Source organism: Cryobacterium sp. MDB1-18-1, from assembly GCF_004402735.1.
Classification (GTDB): Bacteria; Actinomycetota; Actinomycetes; order Actinomycetales; family Microbacteriaceae; genus Cryobacterium; species Cryobacterium glucosi.
In genome coordinates this window covers 59,365-77,155 of the sequence record NZ_SOFR01000048.1, presented here as the reverse complement: position 1 = coordinate 77,155, position 17,791 = coordinate 59,365, and the positions used below count along the sequence as shown (strand labels likewise).

The 17,791-nt window shown below is 65.5% G+C and carries 16 protein-coding genes and 2 pseudogenes; 7 read left to right on the top strand and 11 right to left on the bottom strand.

The window, feature by feature from the left end; translation table 11 throughout:
• Positions 1–240: 240 nt before the first annotated feature.
• The 3 genes and pseudogenes from E3O50_RS12575 to E3O50_RS12565 all read right to left on the bottom strand — a co-directional run.
• A pseudogene (locus E3O50_RS12575) lies at positions 241–534 on the bottom strand (tyrosine-type recombinase/integrase); the annotation flags it as partial.
• 415 nt (positions 535–949) lie between these two features.
• The gene (locus E3O50_RS12570; protein WP_241975246.1) at positions 950–2,050 is read right to left on the bottom strand and encodes an SDR family oxidoreductase; all 1,101 of its coding nucleotides are present in this window, start codon (positions 2,048–2,050) and stop codon (positions 950–952) included.
• 10 nt (positions 2,051–2,060) lie between these two features.
• Positions 2,061–2,861: an alpha/beta hydrolase gene (locus E3O50_RS12565; protein WP_198413462.1), complete on the bottom strand. Its 801-nt coding sequence runs from the start codon at positions 2,859–2,861 to the stop codon at positions 2,061–2,063.
• A 228-nt stretch (positions 2,862–3,089) separates the two neighbouring features.
• On the opposite strand from E3O50_RS12565, the gene E3O50_RS12560 reads away from it, so the two are divergent.
• Positions 3,090–3,662: a TetR/AcrR family transcriptional regulator gene (locus E3O50_RS12560; RefSeq protein ID WP_166787370.1), complete on the top strand. Its 573-nt coding sequence runs from the start codon at positions 3,090–3,092 to the stop codon at positions 3,660–3,662.
• Positions 3,663–4,349: 687 nt separating this feature from the next.
• Here the strand turns inward: E3O50_RS12560 and E3O50_RS12555 are convergent.
• Together E3O50_RS12555 and E3O50_RS12550 are read right to left on the bottom strand one after the other, a co-directional pair.
• Entirely contained in the window at positions 4,350–5,672 is a 1,323-nt protein-coding gene (locus E3O50_RS12555; RefSeq protein ID WP_134449148.1) for a replication-associated recombination protein A, read from the bottom strand.
• Positions 5,673–5,754: 82 nt separating this feature from the next.
• Positions 5,755–6,144, bottom strand: a complete 390-nt coding sequence (locus tag E3O50_RS12550) for an MmcQ/YjbR family DNA-binding protein (protein ID WP_134449147.1) — start codon at positions 6,142–6,144, stop codon at positions 5,755–5,757.
• Between the two features lie 87 nt (positions 6,145–6,231).
• On the opposite strand from E3O50_RS12550, the gene E3O50_RS12545 reads away from it, so the two are divergent.
• Positions 6,232–6,840 (top strand): TetR family transcriptional regulator, encoded by a 609-nt coding sequence (locus E3O50_RS12545; protein ID WP_134449146.1) that lies wholly within the window; start codon positions 6,232–6,234, stop codon positions 6,838–6,840.
• On the opposite strand, the gene E3O50_RS12540 is transcribed toward E3O50_RS12545, so the two are convergent.
• Together E3O50_RS12540 and E3O50_RS12535 are read right to left on the bottom strand one after the other, a co-directional pair.
• The gene (locus E3O50_RS12540) at positions 6,837–7,727 is read right to left on the bottom strand and encodes an NADPH:quinone oxidoreductase family protein (RefSeq protein ID WP_241975245.1); all 891 of its coding nucleotides are present in this window, start codon (positions 7,725–7,727) and stop codon (positions 6,837–6,839) included. The genes E3O50_RS12545 and E3O50_RS12540 overlap by 4 nt on opposite strands.
• Before the next feature lie 256 nt (positions 7,728–7,983).
• Entirely contained in the window at positions 7,984–8,457 is a 474-nt protein-coding gene (locus tag E3O50_RS12535) for an aromatic ring-opening dioxygenase LigA (protein ID WP_134558333.1), read from the bottom strand.
• Between the two features lie 244 nt (positions 8,458–8,701).
• On the opposite strand from E3O50_RS12535, the gene pgi reads away from it, so the two are divergent.
• The gene (gene pgi, locus E3O50_RS12530) at positions 8,702–10,429 is read left to right on the top strand and encodes a glucose-6-phosphate isomerase (protein WP_134449144.1); all 1,728 of its coding nucleotides are present in this window, start codon (positions 8,702–8,704) and stop codon (positions 10,427–10,429) included.
• A gap of 56 nt (positions 10,430–10,485) precedes the next feature.
• Here pgi and arr read toward each other — a convergent pair whose 3' ends face one another.
• Positions 10,486–10,914, bottom strand: a complete 429-nt coding sequence (arr, locus tag E3O50_RS12525; RefSeq protein WP_134449143.1) for an NAD(+)--rifampin ADP-ribosyltransferase — start codon at positions 10,912–10,914, stop codon at positions 10,486–10,488.
• A gap of 63 nt (positions 10,915–10,977) precedes the next feature.
• Positions 10,978–11,805 (bottom strand): helix-turn-helix transcriptional regulator, encoded by an 828-nt coding sequence (locus E3O50_RS12520; protein ID WP_134449142.1) that lies wholly within the window; start codon positions 11,803–11,805, stop codon positions 10,978–10,980.
• Between the two features lie 85 nt (positions 11,806–11,890).
• Here E3O50_RS12520 and E3O50_RS12515 point away from each other — a divergent pair, with 85 nt between their 5' ends.
• From E3O50_RS12515 to E3O50_RS12505, 3 genes and pseudogenes are all read left to right on the top strand, one after another.
• The gene (locus E3O50_RS12515) at positions 11,891–12,571 is read left to right on the top strand and encodes an SDR family NAD(P)-dependent oxidoreductase (protein WP_134558332.1); all 681 of its coding nucleotides are present in this window, start codon (positions 11,891–11,893) and stop codon (positions 12,569–12,571) included.
• A gap of 57 nt (positions 12,572–12,628) precedes the next feature.
• Positions 12,629–13,516, top strand: a complete 888-nt coding sequence (locus E3O50_RS12510; RefSeq protein WP_134558331.1) for a helix-turn-helix transcriptional regulator — start codon at positions 12,629–12,631, stop codon at positions 13,514–13,516.
• 34 nt (positions 13,517–13,550) lie between these two features.
• Positions 13,551–14,635: pseudogene (locus tag E3O50_RS12505) on the top strand (aldo/keto reductase).
• A gap of 122 nt (positions 14,636–14,757) precedes the next feature.
• Here E3O50_RS12505 and E3O50_RS12500 read toward each other — a convergent pair.
• Together E3O50_RS12500 and E3O50_RS12495 are read right to left on the bottom strand one after the other, a co-directional pair.
• Positions 14,758–15,399 carry an NAD(P)-binding domain-containing protein gene (locus E3O50_RS12500; protein ID WP_134449138.1) on the bottom strand — a complete coding sequence of 214 codons (642 nt, stop codon included), beginning with the start codon at positions 15,397–15,399 and terminating at the stop codon, positions 14,758–14,760.
• A gap of 70 nt (positions 15,400–15,469) precedes the next feature.
• The gene (locus E3O50_RS12495) at positions 15,470–16,591 is read right to left on the bottom strand and encodes a hypothetical protein (protein ID WP_134558329.1); all 1,122 of its coding nucleotides are present in this window, start codon (positions 16,589–16,591) and stop codon (positions 15,470–15,472) included.
• 186 nt (positions 16,592–16,777) lie between these two features.
• On the opposite strand from E3O50_RS12495, the gene E3O50_RS12490 reads away from it, so the two are divergent.
• Entirely contained in the window at positions 16,778–17,767 is a 990-nt protein-coding gene (locus tag E3O50_RS12490; RefSeq protein WP_134558328.1) for an aldo/keto reductase, read from the top strand.
• Positions 17,768–17,791: the final 24 nt, after the last annotated feature.

Below are 17,791 nucleotides of genomic sequence, written 5' to 3'. Positions count from 1 at the left end.
CGGCGACCGAAAACTATCTAACTGTCACCGATGTCCTGATACAGGAAGTGTTACCGATGTCCTGATACAGAACTGTCACCCATGTCCAGATACATCACATGTGAAAACGGAGGCCAGCCTCTGCCCACATTTTGCCCACATCTGAAAGAAATCACCCTGATTCTGGGCGTGTCCAAGTGACCTAAAAACGTTGAAATTACGCGGAAGTTGGGCCTCCATCAGTCCTTCGCTGGGGTCTGATTAGAGTTCAAATCCCACCGTCTCCGCACTGTAAGGCCCCCGATATCCCAGTGTTTTCAAGGGATGTGGGGGTTTTTCTTGGCCAAAATCCTCCCGTGGCAACACTTTGGCAACACTTGAGAACGTGGCAGCCTGATTCAGGAGGGTGGCAACGGCGTACAGGTCGGCATCGAAGAGGTCCGCGTAGATGTCCAGGGTCATCGCGGCGGAGGCGTGGCCGAGCATCCGCTGCACCGATTTCACGTTCGCGCCGACGCTCACGGCGAGACTCGCGGCCGTGTGCCGGAGGTCATGGAGGGGCAGGTGACAGAGCGTGATCTGGCGATGGTCGATTGGCTGGGCATTGTGCGTTGGCGGAAGTCGATGCGATCCGGTGGGCCCTGGGCGCGATCTGGGCGACGCACGATGCGATCGGGCGGCAGCCGCCGAACCTGTTCCGGCAGACCACAAGGCATGAGGTCTCGGTCGCGACGGTCTCGGCCCGATATCTCGCTCTCGGCTGGCCATGCTCTTGAAGTGCCAACGTGGCTCGCGCAGTTGTCAGAGTCGAATCTTGACCGGAACGATAGACGGGGGCGCCGTCGGCCCTCTGCGATGCAGCTCCTGAACACCTGTTCCGATATTTGATGCGATGAGGAGTCGTTGAAGACCAAGGTGGTCGTGCGGCAGTTGGCTCACATGTGCTGCCGCACGACCCGTGGATCGTCCTTTAGCTTGCGCTGCGCGCTCCGACTACTCCGCCGTCGACGAGGAGGTCGGTGCCGGTGATGAAGGAAGCCGTCGGGCCGAGGAGGAAGGCTGCGGCGTCGGCGATGTCGTTCGGGGTTCCGAGTCGGCCGGCGCCGGAGGACTCGATCATGGCACGCATGACGTCGCCGTGTTCGCCGTTGAGTTCCTGCTGGCCGAGTGGGGTGGCGATAACCCCGGGGCTGATCGAGTTCACGCGGGCTCCGCGGCGGCCCCAGGCGACGCTCGCGGCCTCGACGCGCAAGATGTTGCCGCGCTTGGCGTAACCGTACGCCGCACCGGGGTCGGTGAGGGCGCTGATGAACGGCAGCTGCGCGAGACTGGCCGGGTCATCGTTAGCGAGCGCCTCCTCGTCCTGCTGTGTCAGGTCGATGCCGTATCCGGCCATGCTGGAAATGACGAGACCGGCACCGCCTGCCTCGACGACGGCCGCGAACTCCTCCAGCATGTTTGCCACACCGACCAGGTCGACGGCGGTGATTGCGGCGGCGGATGCCTGGACGGGCGACAGTCCGGCGGTGTGGATGACCTGGAACACGGGGCCCAGGGCCGCCGCCTCCGCCGCGAGCGCGGCCATCGATTCGCGGGAGGACACGTCGACCTTGCGGTCTGTCACGTCGTACCCGTCGCCGCGCAGGGCGGTGCGCACCCGGTCGAGGGCATCCTGGCTGAAGTCGGCGATGAGGAGGCGCTTGCCGGTGCCCTGGCGGCGGGCGATGAGCTCACCCATGCCACCGACCCCGATGACGACGACGACTTCGCCCCTCAACTTCGACGGGAGGTTGACCGGGGCTGCGAGGTCGCCCGCCTCCTCTTCGGCGTCTTCGGAGGGCGCTTCGCCGCCATTGGCGCGCAGGACGAGGTCATCGATCACGGACTGGGGCATCTGTCCCTGGCTGAGGCTGACGAGTTTCTGGAGTGCGAGCATGCGAACCGGCCTCAGCGCCGATTCGGTCTGTCCGCCGCCCGCGAGCAGGTCCCGGATCAGAGGAGCACCCACCGGATGCTTCAACCACTCGCCGATCGAGGACTTCGCGGTGAGGGGCTTGTCTGTCTTCGCCATGGGATTCTCCTTAGTTATTTCCGGTGATCGTGAGCTGTTGCTTCAGCCACGCGAGCGCGTCTGCAGAATATTTTTTTGCTATAGGAGCGCTGATGGCGACCGATTCGAAAGCGTGGGGTGCACCGGGGACGACGACGAGAGTGCAGTCGACGCCCGCCGCCGAGAGTCCTTCCGCATAGCTGCGGTCCTCTGTGAAGAACAGTTCGATGTCGCCCGTCCCGATCCACGCGGCAGGCAGGCCGGAGAGGTCACGACGTCGCGACGGCGCCGCGTAGGCAGGAACCTCGGGACCGCCGGGCGCGTCACCGAGGTACGCAGTCCAGCCGGTCAGATTAGATCGGTTGTTCCAAAGGAAATTGTTCTCGGCGTCTCGCGTGCGGTCTGCTGCCGTCCGATCGTCAAGCATCGGGCAGAACAGGAGTTGTGCGATGGGCTGCACCGGAAGTTCGTCGTGGATGCGCAGCGCGAGGCCCGCAGCGAGGCCCCCACCCGCGCTTTGTCCGCCCACCGCGATGCGCTCCGGGTCGATGCCGCGTGCTTTCGCATTGTCCTGCAGCCAGCGCCACGCCTGGAGGCAGTCGTCGAGTGGGGCAGGATAGGGATTCTCGGGTGCGAGGCGGTACTCGACGGACACGGTGACGATGTCGAGCTCGTCGGCGATCTGGATGAGGCGCGCGTCTTCCTGCGACGCCGCGCCGATCACCATGCCACCGCCGTGTAGGAAGAGCAATGCGGCGCCGGATCCCCCCGAAGCGGGAGTGAAGACGCGCACGCCAGCACCTGGTCCGAAGTCGATCTTCTCGAAGGTCATTCCTGTGGGGCGCTTCGGTTGGGGCGCAGCACGGAGGAGTCGACGGATGGCCCTGATCCGCCACAGTCGCCCGGTCGGCAGGTTCGGGACGAAACGATAGATTGCGCGCAGTTCAGGGTTGAGCTGGGAAGCCTTGATGGGAATCTCCTTGGTTGCGCGGCGGATGCGCTAGCGCCGATATTACGATACATCTGCCTCGTAATGCGAGTACAAACTTATACTAGACACATGACGAATGCTGCGCGAGGGAGACCCCGCAGTGAATCCGTTCGACGCTCCATCCTGGAAGCAGCCCGGGACCTGATCGCCGAGCGCGGCTATCAGCAGCTCAGCTTTCAAGCGATCGCAACGCGGTCAGGGTGCGGGCGCCAGACGATCTACCGGTGGTGGGCCTCCAAGGCCCTCATCGTCGCGGACCTCGTATTGGAGGGGCAACTCACGCTGCCCCAGCAACCGGTGCCGGACACGGGATCGCTCGACGTCGACTTGACTGAGTGGCTCGAACGGATCACGGCGTCCCTCCGGGACCCTGCCGTCGCCGCGCTCACGCGTGCGCTGATCTCGGCGGCCTCCGACGATCAGGGTCACGCCCAACTGCTGTACGCCATGACGACCGGTCCCTATCACCAGGGCCTGGTTGATCGGCTCGCGCGCGGCCAGTCGCTCGGCCAGCTTCGTGAGGCCGCGGACCCCGCGGCACTCGCGGATGCGCTCATCGGGACGGTGCTGTTCAGAACCCTCATCGCGGGTGCTCAGCCGGCGGGAGCGTCCGCCGTCATTCGGGCACTCACGGCTCCGTGATTATTCTCGCGCCGCGCCGCGCCGCGCCACGCCACGGCTGGCATGGACATCGTGGGCTTCGAGGTGCGGGACCGGGCTGTCGGAGCTAGTCACCAGGGCGGTCCCCGAGCGCGTCGAAGCTTGTACTGATGATGTTGTCCGGCCAGGCCGACGTGTCATCGACAAGCGGATTTGGAACGTCATCGACAATTCCAACCTAAACGCAGTTTGTGTTGGAGAGTGAACGACGAATCAAAGTCGAGTTGGAACGAGATCTCAAATGCAAACGAGATAGGTGTACTAGGCAATCGAGAGGAGGCCCGTGCTCACATCCTGCCTGCAGCTCAAGCAAAATGCGTTTGTCGCGAGTGAGTCAACAGCACCCTAACTCCGTGAATCTACGGGATTCGCGGACCCTCGGCTGTGCTTCGAGCAGCCGGTTTCGACTACGGATCAAGAGGTCGGGAGCGACGACCGCGTCTGGGCTCCAAGAAGGGCCGTGGCAACAAAATGGCAACACTCGTACAAAAACCACGTGATCGAGCGACGTCCGAGTTATCGAACTTCCGCGTAATTATGCGGTTCGTGAGCGTCGAAGAGTCCAGATGATTGCTCGGCCAGAGTCCAAATCCCACCGTCTCCGCACTGTAAGGCCCCCGAGATCCGCGTAATTACGCGGAAGTCCGGGGGTCTTTTTCATTGCCCGGATTAGTCGGGGTCGGATTCGGGAGTACGGCCACTGGCGGAACCGTCCCGGAGCTGGGCCCAGTGGCGAAGCCGTGCGGAAATGGCTCGCTCATATCCCTCGGCGGAGGGTTCGTAGAAGGTCTGTCGGGGTATGCCCTCTGGGAAGAAGTTCGCGCCTGAGAACCCGTTCTCGGTGTCCGGGTCGTACTGATAGCCCTCGCCGTACCCGAGATCTTTCATGAGGCGGGTTGGGGCATTGAGGATGTGCGCGGGCGGCATCAGCGATCCGGTCCGCTTCGCGGCGGCGCGGGCCTTGTTGAATCCGCGATACACGCCGATCGACTTCGGCGCGGTTGCCAGGTAGATGACGGCCTGCGCGAGTGCGAGTTCTCCCTCTGGTGAACCGAGGCGATCATAGACGTCCCAGGCGGCGAGGGCCTGTTGAACGGCGTTCGGGTCGGCCATGCCGATATCCTCGGTGGCGAATCGGGTGATGCGGCGGGCGATGAACAGGGGGTCTTCACCGCCGTCGAGCATCCGTGCCAACCAGTACAGGGCTGCGTCTGGGTCGGAGCCGCGCATCGACTTGTGGAGAGCGGAGATGAGGTTGTAGTGGCCTTCCTGCGCTTTGTCGTACAGCGGTGCCCGTCTCTGCACGGCGGCCGCGAGGGCTGCCGGGTCGACGGGTGCGGGCAGGGCGTGTACCTGCTCGATCATGTTCAGCAGGTACCGGCCGTCACCGTCCGCCATCGCGATCAAAGCCTGACGCGCCTCATCGGTCAGCGGTAGCGGCTGACCGATGAGCGCTTCGGCGCGGGTGATGAGCGTGCTGAGCGCAACGTCGTCGAGGCGCTTCAGAACGAAGACCTGGGTGCGGGAGAGCAGTGCTCCGTTGAGTTCGAAGCTGGGGTTCTCCGTGGTCGCGCCGACGAGGATGACGGTGCCGTCTTCGACGTAGGGAAGGAACGAGTCCTGCTGGGCGCGGTTGAAGCGGTGGATCTCGTCGACGAACAGCAGCGTGCCTTGACCGACCTCGCGCCGGCGCCGCGCTGCTTGAAACACTTTTCGAAGGTCGGCGACGCCGGCGAAGGTGGCAGAAAGGGGTTCGAACGCGAGGTTGGTCTGCTCGGCGAGAAGCCGCGCGATCGTGGTCTTGCCGCACCCGGGTGGCCCCCAGAGCACCATCGACATGAGTCTCTGTGCGTTGACCATTCGCCCGATCGGTGCGTCCGCCCCAAGAACATGGACCTGCCCGATGACGTCGTTCAGGGTGCGCGGCCGGAGCCGATCAGCCAGCGGCCGTGACTCGTCGTCGATGTCGAAGAGAGACGGTGTCTCGCTCACGACTGCCGCTTGTCAAAATAGTGACCGCTCGTGATCGTGCCGACGCTAGGGGTGTGCTGCTGCAGCTGCCCGCGCGAGAGCGTCACAGTCCGCTCCGGTGGCCGAACAGTTCGGGATCGACCGGGCGTTTTGCGCGTGGCAGATTCTCGACCACGAGGAGGTAGGACTCGGTGACGAGATCGTCGATGAGAGACTCGTGCAGGTCTCCGCCTGGATTCAAGGTGATCCAGTGCTGCTTGTTCATGTGGTAGCCCGGCGTGATGTCCTTGTGCTGCTGGCGGAGAGCTCGGCTGTCTTCCGGGTCCGCCTTGACGATCACGATCGATTCACCAGTAATTTCGGTGATCAGCATGAAGACCTTTCCACGGACTTTGAATACTTCCCAGTCGGGTCCGAAGGGGTGCTCGAGCTCCGCGCCGGGAAGCTCCCCGACGCGCTCTCGGGCGTGTTGCTGGAGTGTGTCACCCTGCATGTCGTCCTCCTGGGGTCACTGCCCGTTTCTGGGCTTTCTGAAACTGCGTACAATGGTACATACTTTGTCTGACATCGAGGAGGTTGTGTGAGGAAGGGCAAGCCGAATGACCCGGAGCGCCGAACCCGGATCCTTCGGGCAGCACTGGAGGTCATCGCGTCAGAAGGCGTGCACGCGGCGTCATATCGACGCATCGCCGTGCAGGCCGGCGTGCCGCTCGGGTCCACGACGTACTATTTCGCCGACCTGGAGACGTTGATCGTCAGCGCGTTCGAGACCTTGAGAGACGGACTCGAACCGCGATACGCGGCCCCGATGCGCGACGCCCGTCTCGACACTGATGTCGTTGACGCGCTCGTGGCCGCCACGTGCGGGTCGACAGCTCCAACGCTCACGGACATCCGCTTGTATGAGGAGATGCACCTCTACGGCGCGCGCAGTCCCCGGGTTGCGGAAGTCCTCCGCGACCTCCAAGAGGAGTCCCTCATGGTTCTTCGCCGCTCTCTGCCTGATGGCACGGCCCGTGCTGTCGACGCCCTCATGTGGGGGTGGTGGAGCTACCGGGCACTCCACCCCGGCGATCCGCTCGATCAGGGCATGGTGCGCAGCGCCTATCGAGCTCTGGTCGATATAGCCGTCACCCGCATGGAGCGCGGCGACCGGCGAGGAGTAGCCGAGAGCACCCCCGGCGTCTAACGGCGGGGGTGCACCGTGAGAACGGTCTTTCCGACAGCCCGTCGTTCATCCAGGGCGGCGACCGCTTCGGCGGCCTCCTCGAATGCCACCACCTCGTGGATCACCGGGGCGAGCGCGCCTCGAGCGACGACCGGTGCCAGGCGTTCCCATTGGGCCGTAAGCGAGACGGAGCAGGTCGGCATCAGTCCCTCCCACGCGACGCCGATGATGGTCGTGTTGTTCAGGAGCAGGCGGTTCACCTTCACGGTGGGGATGCTGCCGCCCGTGAAACCGAGAACGAGGAGCCGCCCGCGGGTCGCCAGCGCACGCAGCGAGTCGGTGAACCGTTCGCCACCGACAGGATCGAGCACCATGTCCACCCCGCGGCCGTTCGTGATTCTGCGAGTCTCGCTCAGGAAGTCGTGAGGCCGGATGACGTGGTCTGCCCCGACGTCTCGCGCCAGTTGCGCCTTTTCCGGCGTGGAGACGACGGCGATGACCTCGGCGCCGCGCAGCTTCGCCTGTTGGGTGAGTGCGACTCCGAGACCGCCCGCGGCGCCATGGATGAGCACCGTCTCGCCCGCACGGAGATTGCCGCGTTCCCCCAGGGCGAATTCTGCGCTCAGGACGTTGATGGGCATGGCCGCCGCCGCGATGAAGTCGATCTCATCCGGAAGGGGCAGGACGCGATCCGCAGGCGTGACCACAAAGTCTGCGAACGCGCCAGAACCGGCAACGCCGAGAACGCGGTCGCCGGCCGTGAATCCCGAGTCGGCATCGGCGTCGACGACGATCCCGGAGAACTCGCTCCCAATTGTGAACGGAACCGGGACGCGCAGCTGGTACTCGCCCCGAGATTGCAGCACATCCGGGTAGGCGATCCCTGCGGCATGAACCTCTACGAGCACTTCGCCTCGTGCGCGGACGGGAATCGGGATCGTGTGTGTTTCGAGTAGCCGGGGTCCACCGTGTGTGGTGTTCCGCACTGCCCGCATTGTCGTCGCACGTGAGTTCATACGTTCAATCATGCCGACAAGTGACTTTGCGTCGGCCGCCAGACCTGGGATCTTCCGCGCGCCAACAGAGCCCGGGGCGAAAGTCATCCCTGGAGCGGCACGGCGCCAGCGGTGACAGCCCCGAGAATTCAGGCGCCAGATTGGTGAATCAGCGCGATCCACCTGCGTCGACTCGACGCAGTTGCGTACCCACGATCAGAAAGAAGGCCCCGAGTCCGCCGGCGAAGGCGCTGACCCCGTAGGCGAGCACGGACGTCAGCAGCGAGGTGCGCAGCGATGCCCCTGTTGAAAGCGCCGCGCTCTGTTTGCGCAGCTCGACTGCCTCGTCGCTGGTCGCGTCAAGGCCTCTCAGGGCCGCACTGATATCGGCGAATGTGCGCCCACCCGCTCCGCGCTCAGCATTGTTCTTGATGACGAGCGCCTCGACGTAGGCCGTCACCGGCCCCTGCACCGTCTTGCCCGCGAGAATGGGCGCGTTGCCGGGTACTGTGATCTTTTCATCGCGCAGCTGCTTCGTGACCGTGAGCCACGCACCTGCTCCGACGGCGACGAAAAGCGAACCGGCCGCAATGGTAAGACCTGCGGTGCGGCGAAGGGCGATTGCAGTGGGCAACGACGACATCGATCATCCTTTCGTGAAGCGGAACACTCGAGTGTCACACAGTTCTGCATGCCGACTCCAGATGAAACTCGCTTGTGACGTGAGATCCGATTGCACCGAGCCCGCCGCCCGTCCCTGCTGCGTTCTGGTTGAACCGGTTGGCGTTAGACGGTCGCCGAACACGGCCATAGGCTGGTAAGCGGTCCGCCTCGCTGAACTGCGGGAGTCGCGGGCGGTTTGCTGATCCATTGTCCAGGAGGAATCCATGACCGAATTCGCCCCCGTTGATCCCACGTCTACCGACGCTTGGAGTCAGCTCGCCGGCATCGCCGAGGGATTCTCGCCTGATCTCCGCGAGTGGTTCGCCACCGACCCGGGACGAGCTGGTCGCTACACCTTGCAGGCCGGCGACCTCACGGTCGACCTGTCGAAGAATCTCCTGACCGAAGAGATCCTGGCCCACCTCGTGCAGCTCGCGAAGGACGTCGACGTCTCAGGCCGGTTCAACGCCATGATCACCGGCGAGCACATCAACGTCACCGAAGACCGTGCGGTTCTCCACACGGCGCTCCGCCGCCCGAAGAATGGCGCAGACCTCGTGCCGCCGACCGGCTTCGTCGTCGACGGTGCGGATGTCGACGCCGACGTCCACGCCACACTCGACAAGGTCTACGCATTCGCCGACAAGGTGAGGTCCGGCGCGTGGACCGGTATAACGGGCAAGGCCATTAAGACTGTCGTCAACATCGGGATCGGCGGGTCCGACCTCGGCCCCGTCATGGTCTACGAAGCGTTGAAACCGTATGTGCAGGCGGGCCTCGAGTGCCGCTTCGTCTCGAACATCGACCCGACGGATGTCTACGAGAAGACGGCGAACCTGGACCCGGAGACCACCCTTTTCATTGTCGCGTCCAAGACGTTCGGTACCCTCGAGACCCTCACGAACGCCCGGTTGGCACGCGAGTGGCTCTGGAACCAGCTCCTCGCCTCCGGCGCCATCGAGGACACTGACGCCGCCCGTGCTGCGGCCGTCGCCAAGCACTTCGTCGCCGTGTCGACCGCCCTCGACAAGGTCGCCGCATTCGGCATCGATCCCGAGAACGCCTTTGGATTCTGGGACTGGGTCGGCGGCCGTTTCTCGATCGACTCCGCCATCGGCACGTCCGTGGTCGTCGCCATCGGCCCGGACAACTGGCGCGAATTCCTGTCCGGTTTCCACACCATCGATGAGCACATGCGCACGGCGCCCCTCGAGCAGAACGTCCCGGTCCTGATGGGTCTTCTCAACGTCTGGTACTCCAACTTCCTCAAGGCCCAGAGCCATGCTGTGCTCCCATACGCCCAGTACCTCCACCGCTTCCCGGCGTACCTCCAGCAGCTCACCATGGAATCGAACGGAAAGAGCGTCCGCTGGGACGGGACAAGCGTCACGACCGACACCGGTGAGATCTTCTGGGGCGAACCGGGCACGAACGGACAGCACGCCTTCTACCAGCTCATCCACCAGGGCACGCGCCTGGTCCCCGCGGACTTCATCGCGGTCGCGAATCCCGCCCACCCGTTGAAGGATGAGACGGGCGACGGCGCCGCCGTCGAGCCAGGACAGGACGTCCACGGGCTGTTCATGGCGAACTTCTTCGCCCAGACGAAGGCGCTCGCCTTCGGGAAGACGGCCGCGGAGGTTCGTGCAGAAGGCACGGACGAGTCCGTGGTGCCGGCCCGCTCGTTCAGCGGGAACCGTCCGACGACGTCGATCCTCGCGCCGGCCCTCACGCCGAGCGTCGTCGGCCAGCTCATCGCGCTCTACGAGCACATCGTGTTCACCGAAGGCACGATCTGGGGCATCGATTCGTTCGACCAGTGGGGCGTCGAACTGGGCAAGCAGCTTGCGCTTCAGGTCGCTCCCGCCGTCGACGGGGATGCGGACGCACTCGCAGCCCAGGACTCCTCGACGAAGGCCCTGATCTCGAAGTACCTCGAGCTGCGCAACTGACGCCGACCGGGTACGTCACGCATGGTGACGTACCCGGTAGGGGTCTCCGGTCGCTCCTAGTCGTAGATGACCGCGAGACCCTGGCGCTTGAGTTCGGCGAGACCGTCGCGCATGGCCTGGAGCCGGTCGGGGGAGTGCCCTGTCCAGTCCTCGAGTTCGCCGACGATCGTGACCGGCTCCGTGGTGCGGTACGACAGGGTCGGGTTCCCGGGGAACTTCTTGTCCGTCACGTTGGGGTCGTCTTCGAGGGCACCCGTCGGTTCGACGATGTAGATCCGGCCGCGGCCGTCTCCGGCCGCGAGCTCGGCCCCCCACGTCGCGGCATCCAGGGTCGCCGTCAGGTAGACGTAGTTCGTCGTCCGTCCCGCTTCGAAGTTGGACCCGCGCCCGGGCACCAACAGGTCCCCCACGGCCAGGTCGGCTTTCGTGCCGTGAAAGAGGGCCCCCGATTCGTGGACTTCGAATGGTGTGGGTTCGTTTGTCATGCGCACTCCCTGAAAGGTCGATTCACGATCGTACCCGGCCGACCCCGTGCGAGAACAGGGCGGTCAGGCGAACGTCCGGATGGCGCTCACCCGCAGGAGGTCGAGCCTGGCAGCATCCGTTGAGCCAGGAACCACCGTGTACACGACGATCTTCAGGTCACTCCCGGGCGCCGCAAGGACATCGCAATCGAAGGTGATCGGGCCGACGAGAGCGTTCTGCACGGTCTTGCGGGACTCGCGGTGTTCCCCGAACGTCGCCGAACTCCATAACCGTTCGAACTCCTCCGAGGTCGCGCGCAGGTCGGCGATGAGTTCAGAGAGCGCGGTGTCGTCCGGGTACCGGGTCGAGGCCACGTGAACATCGGCGACGAGGTCCCGATGGAACTCAACGAGGTGCTCCGGGCTGTGCTCGACGAACGACGGGCCCCCGGCGAACCGGTTCCAGAGCAGGTTGGAACCGCGTCCCGCCGCCGGAGCCTCACCGAACAAGGTCAGCCAGAGGTCGTTGACCAGCAGGGCATCCCAGGCGGCAGAGAAGACCGCGACGGGGACTTCACTGAGCCGGTCGACGATGTGCCGAACTCCCGGCGTCACGTGCCGGGGGACCATGGTCTTCGTCGGCACCGCTACCCCGCCGATGCGGAACAGGTGGTCCCGTTCGTCGTTGGTGAGTCGAAGCGCGCGGGCGAGCGACCCGAGCACCTGCGGTGACGGATGCGTGGCGCGGCCCTGCTCGAGACGAACGACGTAGTCGACGCTGAGGTTGGCGAGCATCGCGAGCTCCTCGCGGCGCAGCCCGGGCGAGCGTCGGTCTCCACCGGACGGCAAACCCGCCTCAACGGGAGAGATCCGGTCGCGCCACGCGCGAAGCAGGGAAGCGAGTTCTGGCATGGCTCCACTCTGCCCTTCCCGGCTGGGCAGCGGGTGGTACTGGCAATCCCAGCAAGTGTCGCGGGCACGCCCGCAGGCTGGAATCATGACAACAACACTCATCACCGGTGCCAACAAGGGCCTCGGACTCGAAACCGCCCGCCGCCTCCTCCGGGCCGGACACACCGTCTATGCCGGCATGCGCGACACGGCCAACGGCACGGATGCTGCGGCTCTCGGCGCCCACGTCCTGCAGCTGGACGTCACGGACGACGAGTCCGTCGCATCCGCGATCGCCTCACTACCCGAGCTGGACGTTCTGATCAACAACGCCGGGATCGTCGGCTCGCACGCCGGAGTCGACGAATTCGGTGCGGACGACCTGGCCGCGGTCTTCGACACCAACGTGTACTCGATCGTCCGCGTCACCCGGGCCGCCCTGCCGCTGCTCAGAGCGTCCGGCAACGCCCGGATCGTCAACGTCGCCAGTGGGCTCGGGTTCCCGCGTTTTGTCACAGACCCCGCCCGCGTCGAATCGACGATCACCGGCCTCGGCTACATGACGTCCAAGGCCGCGGTGATCATGCTCACCCTGCAATACAGCAAAATGCTGCCGTCGATGCGGGTGAACACGATCGATCCGGGCTACACGTCCACCGATCTCAACGGTCACAGCGGGCCGCAGACCGTATCCGAGGGCACGGATGCTGCGGTGGCGATGGCGACGATCGGTCACGACGGTCCGACCGGAACGTTCAGCGACCGTGACGGTCTCATCGCCTACTGACGTTCCGGGTACTGGCAGGACCTCCCACCCTCGAGGGATGTGACGTACCGTTTTGGCGTGGACAACAAGACCGAGATTCGTGACTTCCTGGTGACGCGGCGGGCACGCATCACGCCCGAACAGGCCGGGCTGCCTGACTTCGGTGGGAAGAGGAGAGTCGCCGGACTCCGCCGCGAAGAGGTCGCGATGCTCGCCGGGGTGAGTGTGGACTATTACGTCAGGCTCGAACGCGGCAACCTCGGCGGCGTCTCCGAGAGTGTCCTCGAGGCCCTGGTACGTGCTCTCCAGCTCGATGAAACCGAGCGGGCTCACCTGTTCGACCTGGCACGGACGGCCAATGCTTCTGTCGGTACGCGGCGGCGACCAGCCGTCAGCCGGGTTCGCCCCGGTGTCATCATGGTGCTGGATTCGATCGCCGCACCGGCGTGGCTGCGTAACGGGCGGATGGACATCCTCGCGACGAACGCTCTGGGGCGCGCGTTGTACGCGCCGGTCTTCGACGGCCCGCTGACGCCCCCCAACACCGCGCGGTTCGCGTTCCTCGATCCGAGAGCGGTCGACTTCTGGCCCGACTGGAACCTGATCGCTTCCGGCACGGTCGCGACGCTCCGGGCGGAAGCGGGCAAGAACCCGTATGACAAGGGCCTGACCGACCTGATCGGGGAGCTCTCGACGAGAAGTGAGGAGTTCCGCATCCGCTGGGCTGCCCACGATGTCTACCAACACACGTCAGGGGAGAAACGGCTCCACCACCCCGTGGTCGGCGACCTCGAACTCACCTACGAGGCCATGCAGCTTGTGACGGACGAGGGGCTCACCCTGCTCGTGTACGGCGCCGAGCCGGGCTCGAAGTCCGCAGACGCCCTCGGCCTCCTGGCGAGCTGGGCTGCGACAGAGGCGCGGGAATCTCGCGCCCTGTCGATCGACGAGCACCACGCGGGCTGAGGAACCCCAGCCCGCCAACGAAAGGAAGAACCAGATGGACTACCGCCTCTTGGGACGCACCGGTGTAGAAGTGAGCCCCCTGTGCCTCGGCACGATGATGTTCGGCGCCTGGGGCAACCAGGACGTCGACGACTCGATCCGGGTCATCCACCACGCCCTGGATGCCGGGATCAACTTCGTCGACACTGCCGACGTCTACTCCGGAGGCGGATCAGAGGAGATCGTCGGGAAGGCGCTCGCGGGACGTCGTGACGATGTCGTCCTCGCCACCAAGTTCTTCATGCCGATGGGGAAGGGCCCGAACCAGAGCGGCGGGTCGCGTAAGTGGATCATGCAGGCCGTCGAAGGATCACTGCGCCGCCTCGGGACCGACTACCTCGACCTGTACCAGGTGCACCGCCCGAGCGCCGCGATGGACGTCGAAGAGACGCTCGGCGCGCTGACCGATCTGGTCAGGCAGGGCAAGGTCCGTTATATCGGCTCGTCGTCGTATTCCGGCAGCCAGATCATCGAGGCGCAGGTGGCCGCACGCGACCGGAACCTCGCCAGGTTCGTCACCGAACAGCCGCCCTATTCGCTCCTCGTCCGCGGCATCGAGCAGGATGTCCTTCCCACGGCACGTCGCTACGGCATGGGCACCCTCACGTACAGCCCACTCGCCGGCGGGTGGCTCTCCGGCAAGTGGCGCAAGGACGCCGCTCCCGTCCCGACCTCGGCGGCACGCCCGAGCGCCCGTTTCGATATGACGAGCGTCGCCAACCAGCAGAAGCTCGAGGTCGTCGACGCCCTCGCCCGGGTCGCTGACGAGGCCGGTCTCACACTGATCCAGATGGCGATAGCATTCGTGATCAACCACCCGGGAGTCACCTCGGCGATCATCGGCCCGCGCACGATGGAGCAACTCATCTCGCAGCTTCCCGCCGCGGACGTGATCCTTTCCACCGAGGTGCTCGACGCGATCGACGCTCTCGTCNCTCGCAGCTTCCCGCCGCGGACGTGATCCTTTCCACCGAGGTGCTCGACGCGATCGACGCTCTCGTCGCCCCCGGCGTCACCTTGAACCCCGACGACAACAGCTACGGAGCGACCGAGCTCACCCCGGCCGCGCGCCGCCGCTGACGATCGCCGTCCTGTCTCCGCGAGAGCGGAGTTTTGGCCCTTAAACCATGGGTTTAAGGGCCAAAACTCCGCTCTCGCGGTAGGGCGGATGCTGCGAGGCCGACGATGAGACCGTGCGAAGGTCAGACCGTGCGCGGGGCCTTCGCGAGGTTGGCCTCGAGCTCGGCGGTGTTCTGGCGGATGACGTAGGCCGGGCGGTCGCGCTCGACGCGCCAGCTCTCGGAGAGCGGGCCGATGTTCACGGTGTCGAAGCCGAATTCGTCATACAGCTTCGTGACGAAGTCGGAGGCATCCGCGAAGTCAGACGAGGTCGCGAGCGCGCGCCGCGCCGGGTCGCCGGCGGGGTGCGCGTCTCCGGTGATGTCGACGGCCATGATGTGGTTGAAGCCCTTCGCGACCCGGGACGTGGGCAGGTGCGCCTGCAGCATGCCGGTGACGGTCGCCTCGCCCTTGTCGAGGGCGTCGATGTGGCCGTCGCGTTCGAAGTAGTAGTTGTTGGTGTCGATCACGATCTTGCCGGCGAGTGGCTCGACGGGCACGTCCGCGTATGCCTTGAGCGGCACGGTCACGACGGCGACGTCTGCGGCCTCTGCCGCCTGGACGGCGGTTCCGGCCGTCGCCTTCGGGCCGAGTTCGGCCACGAGGTCCGCGAGGGTCTCCGGGCCGCGAGAGTTGCTGATCACGACGTCGTAGCCGCTCTCGATCGCCTTGCGGGCGACCTGGCTGCCGATGTTTCCTGCTCCGATGATTCCGATAGTTGTCATGATCGCGACAACGAGGTCCGGGCGGAAAATGTTCCCGCATCAGCGAAAAGTACGCGCCTGGCGAAATCGTTCACACGGCGAATCGGGTGATGGCCGCGGCCGGCCCTCCGCCGGGAACGTCGTCGGCGCGGACCGCGAGCACCCGCGCGCCCGAGAGCAGGGCCCGGCGGGCGATCTCGTCCACGACGCCGTAGTTGTGGGCGTCGTCGACGTCGTCGAAGGTGATCGCACCGGATTCCTCGTCGACGTACCCCGGGATCTTCCGGTCGATGTCGACAACGAGGGTGTCGATGGCGCCGTAGGTGGCGGCACGGGCGATATCGCTGAGGTCGGTGGCGCCGCGGCCCTCGTTGAAACGGGCCTCGATCAGATCGGAGAGTTCACCGAGCTGGGCGGCATAGAGCCGGTCCAGCACGGGACGCGCGACGGCCGCGAGCTCCTCGGGAGTCCGTTCGTCGGGGTTTCCTTCGATGGTCGGGGCGGCGAGGAGCGGATACCCGCTGACCCCGCGGAAGATGCTGTTCAACGGTTCCGCGGTGGCCAGAATGAGTGGCAGGCCCGAACCCGTCACGAGTGGCCTGATCGCGGCATCCACCGATCGGGAATACTGGGCGAGGCGCACCTTCTGCCCCTCTGAGCCCTGGATGCGCCCGGACGGTGATCGGCCGCTGATCGACGGAAGACCGACGGCGCTCGCCGCGTCAGCAGGCAGGCCGGGCACGTCGACGACGTATGCTCCCGCGTCCGGCGAGACCTCGACCAGCCGGGCCGCATTCTGCGACACGGCGAGCACGAACGCCGTTTGCGGGAAGGTGATCGCCCGGAGCAGGGGCTTGATGTACAGGCGATCGGCCACCTCGAGCACGGAGGGGAGCACGTTGGGCACCCGAAACGTCTGCAGGTGGCCCGAGTAGTGGAAGATCGCGAGCGACCGCGACAGGTAGGACCAGAACTGACGGTCCTGGATGAGGTCCGCGATCGCGTCCTCGAGCTCTTCGACGGCGGCCCGGCCCGCCCCGGCCTCGGTGAGCTGCCGGGCTGCGGCCGCAACCTGGTTGCGGAGCTCGATCCGGGACGGTTCGGATTCGGTCGGAACCGGACTCGTGGGCAGATAGATCGAGACGCAGAACGGTTCCCGCACGGCCGCCAGCTGCCGGATCGACGTTGGATTGGGGATGTCGGTGTGCAGCATGTCTGGCCCGTACCTTCCGGAGAGTCGTTGTCTGGTTTCTCGTGCGTCCCCCGCGACGACGACAGTGTAGCCCCGGCTCCGGAGGGCCGCGCGGCGCATCCGTGCAGCTGCGGGCCGTAGTGTTCCAGTGAGGTCCGATCGCCAGGATGTCTGGTTCGGGCCGGTCGCGACTGAGAGGGATTGAACATGGAGTATCGCCGTTTGGGCAAGTCCGGGCTGCAGGTCAGCGAGGTGTCCCTCGGGTCGTGGGTGACGTTCGGCAAGCAGGTGCGCGAGGACGACGCGCTGGCGTTGATGACGCTCGCCTATGACTCGGGGATCAACTTCTTCGACAACGCCGAAGGCTATGAAGCAGGTGCATCGGAGGCCCTGATGGGGGCCGCGCTGGAGAAGCTCGGCTGGGACCGTGATTCCTACGCCGTGTCGTCGAAGGTCTTCTGGGGCGGATCGAAGCCCACGCAGCGGGGCTTGTCGCGCAAGCACGTGACCGAAGCCTGCCATGCCGCGCTGAAGCGCCTGCGGGTGGACTACCTCGACCTCTACTTCTGCCACCGTCCCGACATCGATACGCCGATCGAAGAGACGGTCTGGGCGATGCACAACCTCATCATGCAAGGCAAGGTGCTGTACTGGGGAACGTCGGAGTGGAGTGCGCAGCAGATCACCGAGGCCCACGCCGTCGCCCGTGCCCTGCACATCACGCCGCCGACCATGGAACAGCCGCAGTACAACATGTTCACGCGCCAGAAGGTGGAGAGCGAGTTCCTGCCGTTGTACGACACCTTCGGCCTCGGCACGACCATCTGGTCGCCGCTGGCCTCCGGGGTCCTCACCGGCAAGTACAACGACGGGGTTCCCTCGGACAGCCGGATGAACCTCCCGGGCTACGAGTGGCTCAGGGCGGAGTGGGAATCCGAAGCCGGGGAGGCCAAGCTCGAGAAGGTCCGCAGACTGGCGACCGTCGCCTCGGATGCCGGGCTGCCGTTGACGCACCTGGCGCTGCTCTGGTGCCTGCGCAACCCGCGGGTGTCGACGGTGATCCTGGGGGCGAGTAAGAAGGAACAACTGGCCGACAACCTCGCGGCCCTGGACTCGAAGGCCGCTCTGACCGCCGAGGTGGTCGCAGCGATCGAGGAGATCCTCGGCAACGAACCGCCTGCCCCCCAGCGCTACTGACCTCACCCGCGGGGCGCTGGCACC

What these genes read in the sequence shown, in the direction of transcription:
- E3O50_RS12570 (WP_241975246.1), bottom strand. Translation starts at nt 2,050, where the DNA reads ATGGCGAAGACAGACAAGCCCCTCACCGCGAAGTCCTCGATCGGCGAG.
- E3O50_RS12565 (WP_198413462.1), bottom strand. Translation starts at nt 2,861, where the DNA reads ATGACCTTCGAGAAGATCGACTTCGGACCAGGTGCTGGCGTGCGCGTC.
- E3O50_RS12560 (WP_166787370.1), top strand. Translation starts at nt 3,090, where the DNA reads ATGACGAATGCTGCGCGAGGGAGACCCCGCAGTGAATCCGTTCGACGC.
- E3O50_RS12550 (WP_134449147.1), bottom strand. Translation starts at nt 6,144, where the DNA reads ATGCAGGGTGACACACTCCAGCAACACGCCCGAGAGCGCGTCGGGGAG.
- E3O50_RS12535 (WP_134558333.1), bottom strand. Translation starts at nt 8,457, where the DNA reads ATGTCGTCGTTGCCCACTGCAATCGCCCTTCGCCGCACCGCAGGTCTT.
- pgi (WP_134449144.1), top strand. Translation starts at nt 8,702, where the DNA reads ATGACCGAATTCGCCCCCGTTGATCCCACGTCTACCGACGCTTGGAGT.
- arr (WP_134449143.1), bottom strand. Translation starts at nt 10,914, where the DNA reads ATGACAAACGAACCCACACCATTCGAAGTCCACGAATCGGGGGCCCTC.
- E3O50_RS12520 (WP_134449142.1), bottom strand. Translation starts at nt 11,805, where the DNA reads ATGCCAGAACTCGCTTCCCTGCTTCGCGCGTGGCGCGACCGGATCTCT.
- E3O50_RS12515 (WP_134558332.1), top strand. Translation starts at nt 11,891, where the DNA reads ATGACAACAACACTCATCACCGGTGCCAACAAGGGCCTCGGACTCGAA.
- E3O50_RS12500 (WP_134449138.1), bottom strand. Translation starts at nt 15,399, where the DNA reads ATGACAACTATCGGAATCATCGGAGCAGGAAACATCGGCAGCCAGGTC.
- E3O50_RS12495 (WP_134558329.1), bottom strand. Translation starts at nt 16,591, where the DNA reads ATGCTGCACACCGACATCCCCAATCCAACGTCGATCCGGCAGCTGGCG.
- E3O50_RS12490 (WP_134558328.1), top strand. Translation starts at nt 16,778, where the DNA reads ATGGAGTATCGCCGTTTGGGCAAGTCCGGGCTGCAGGTCAGCGAGGTG.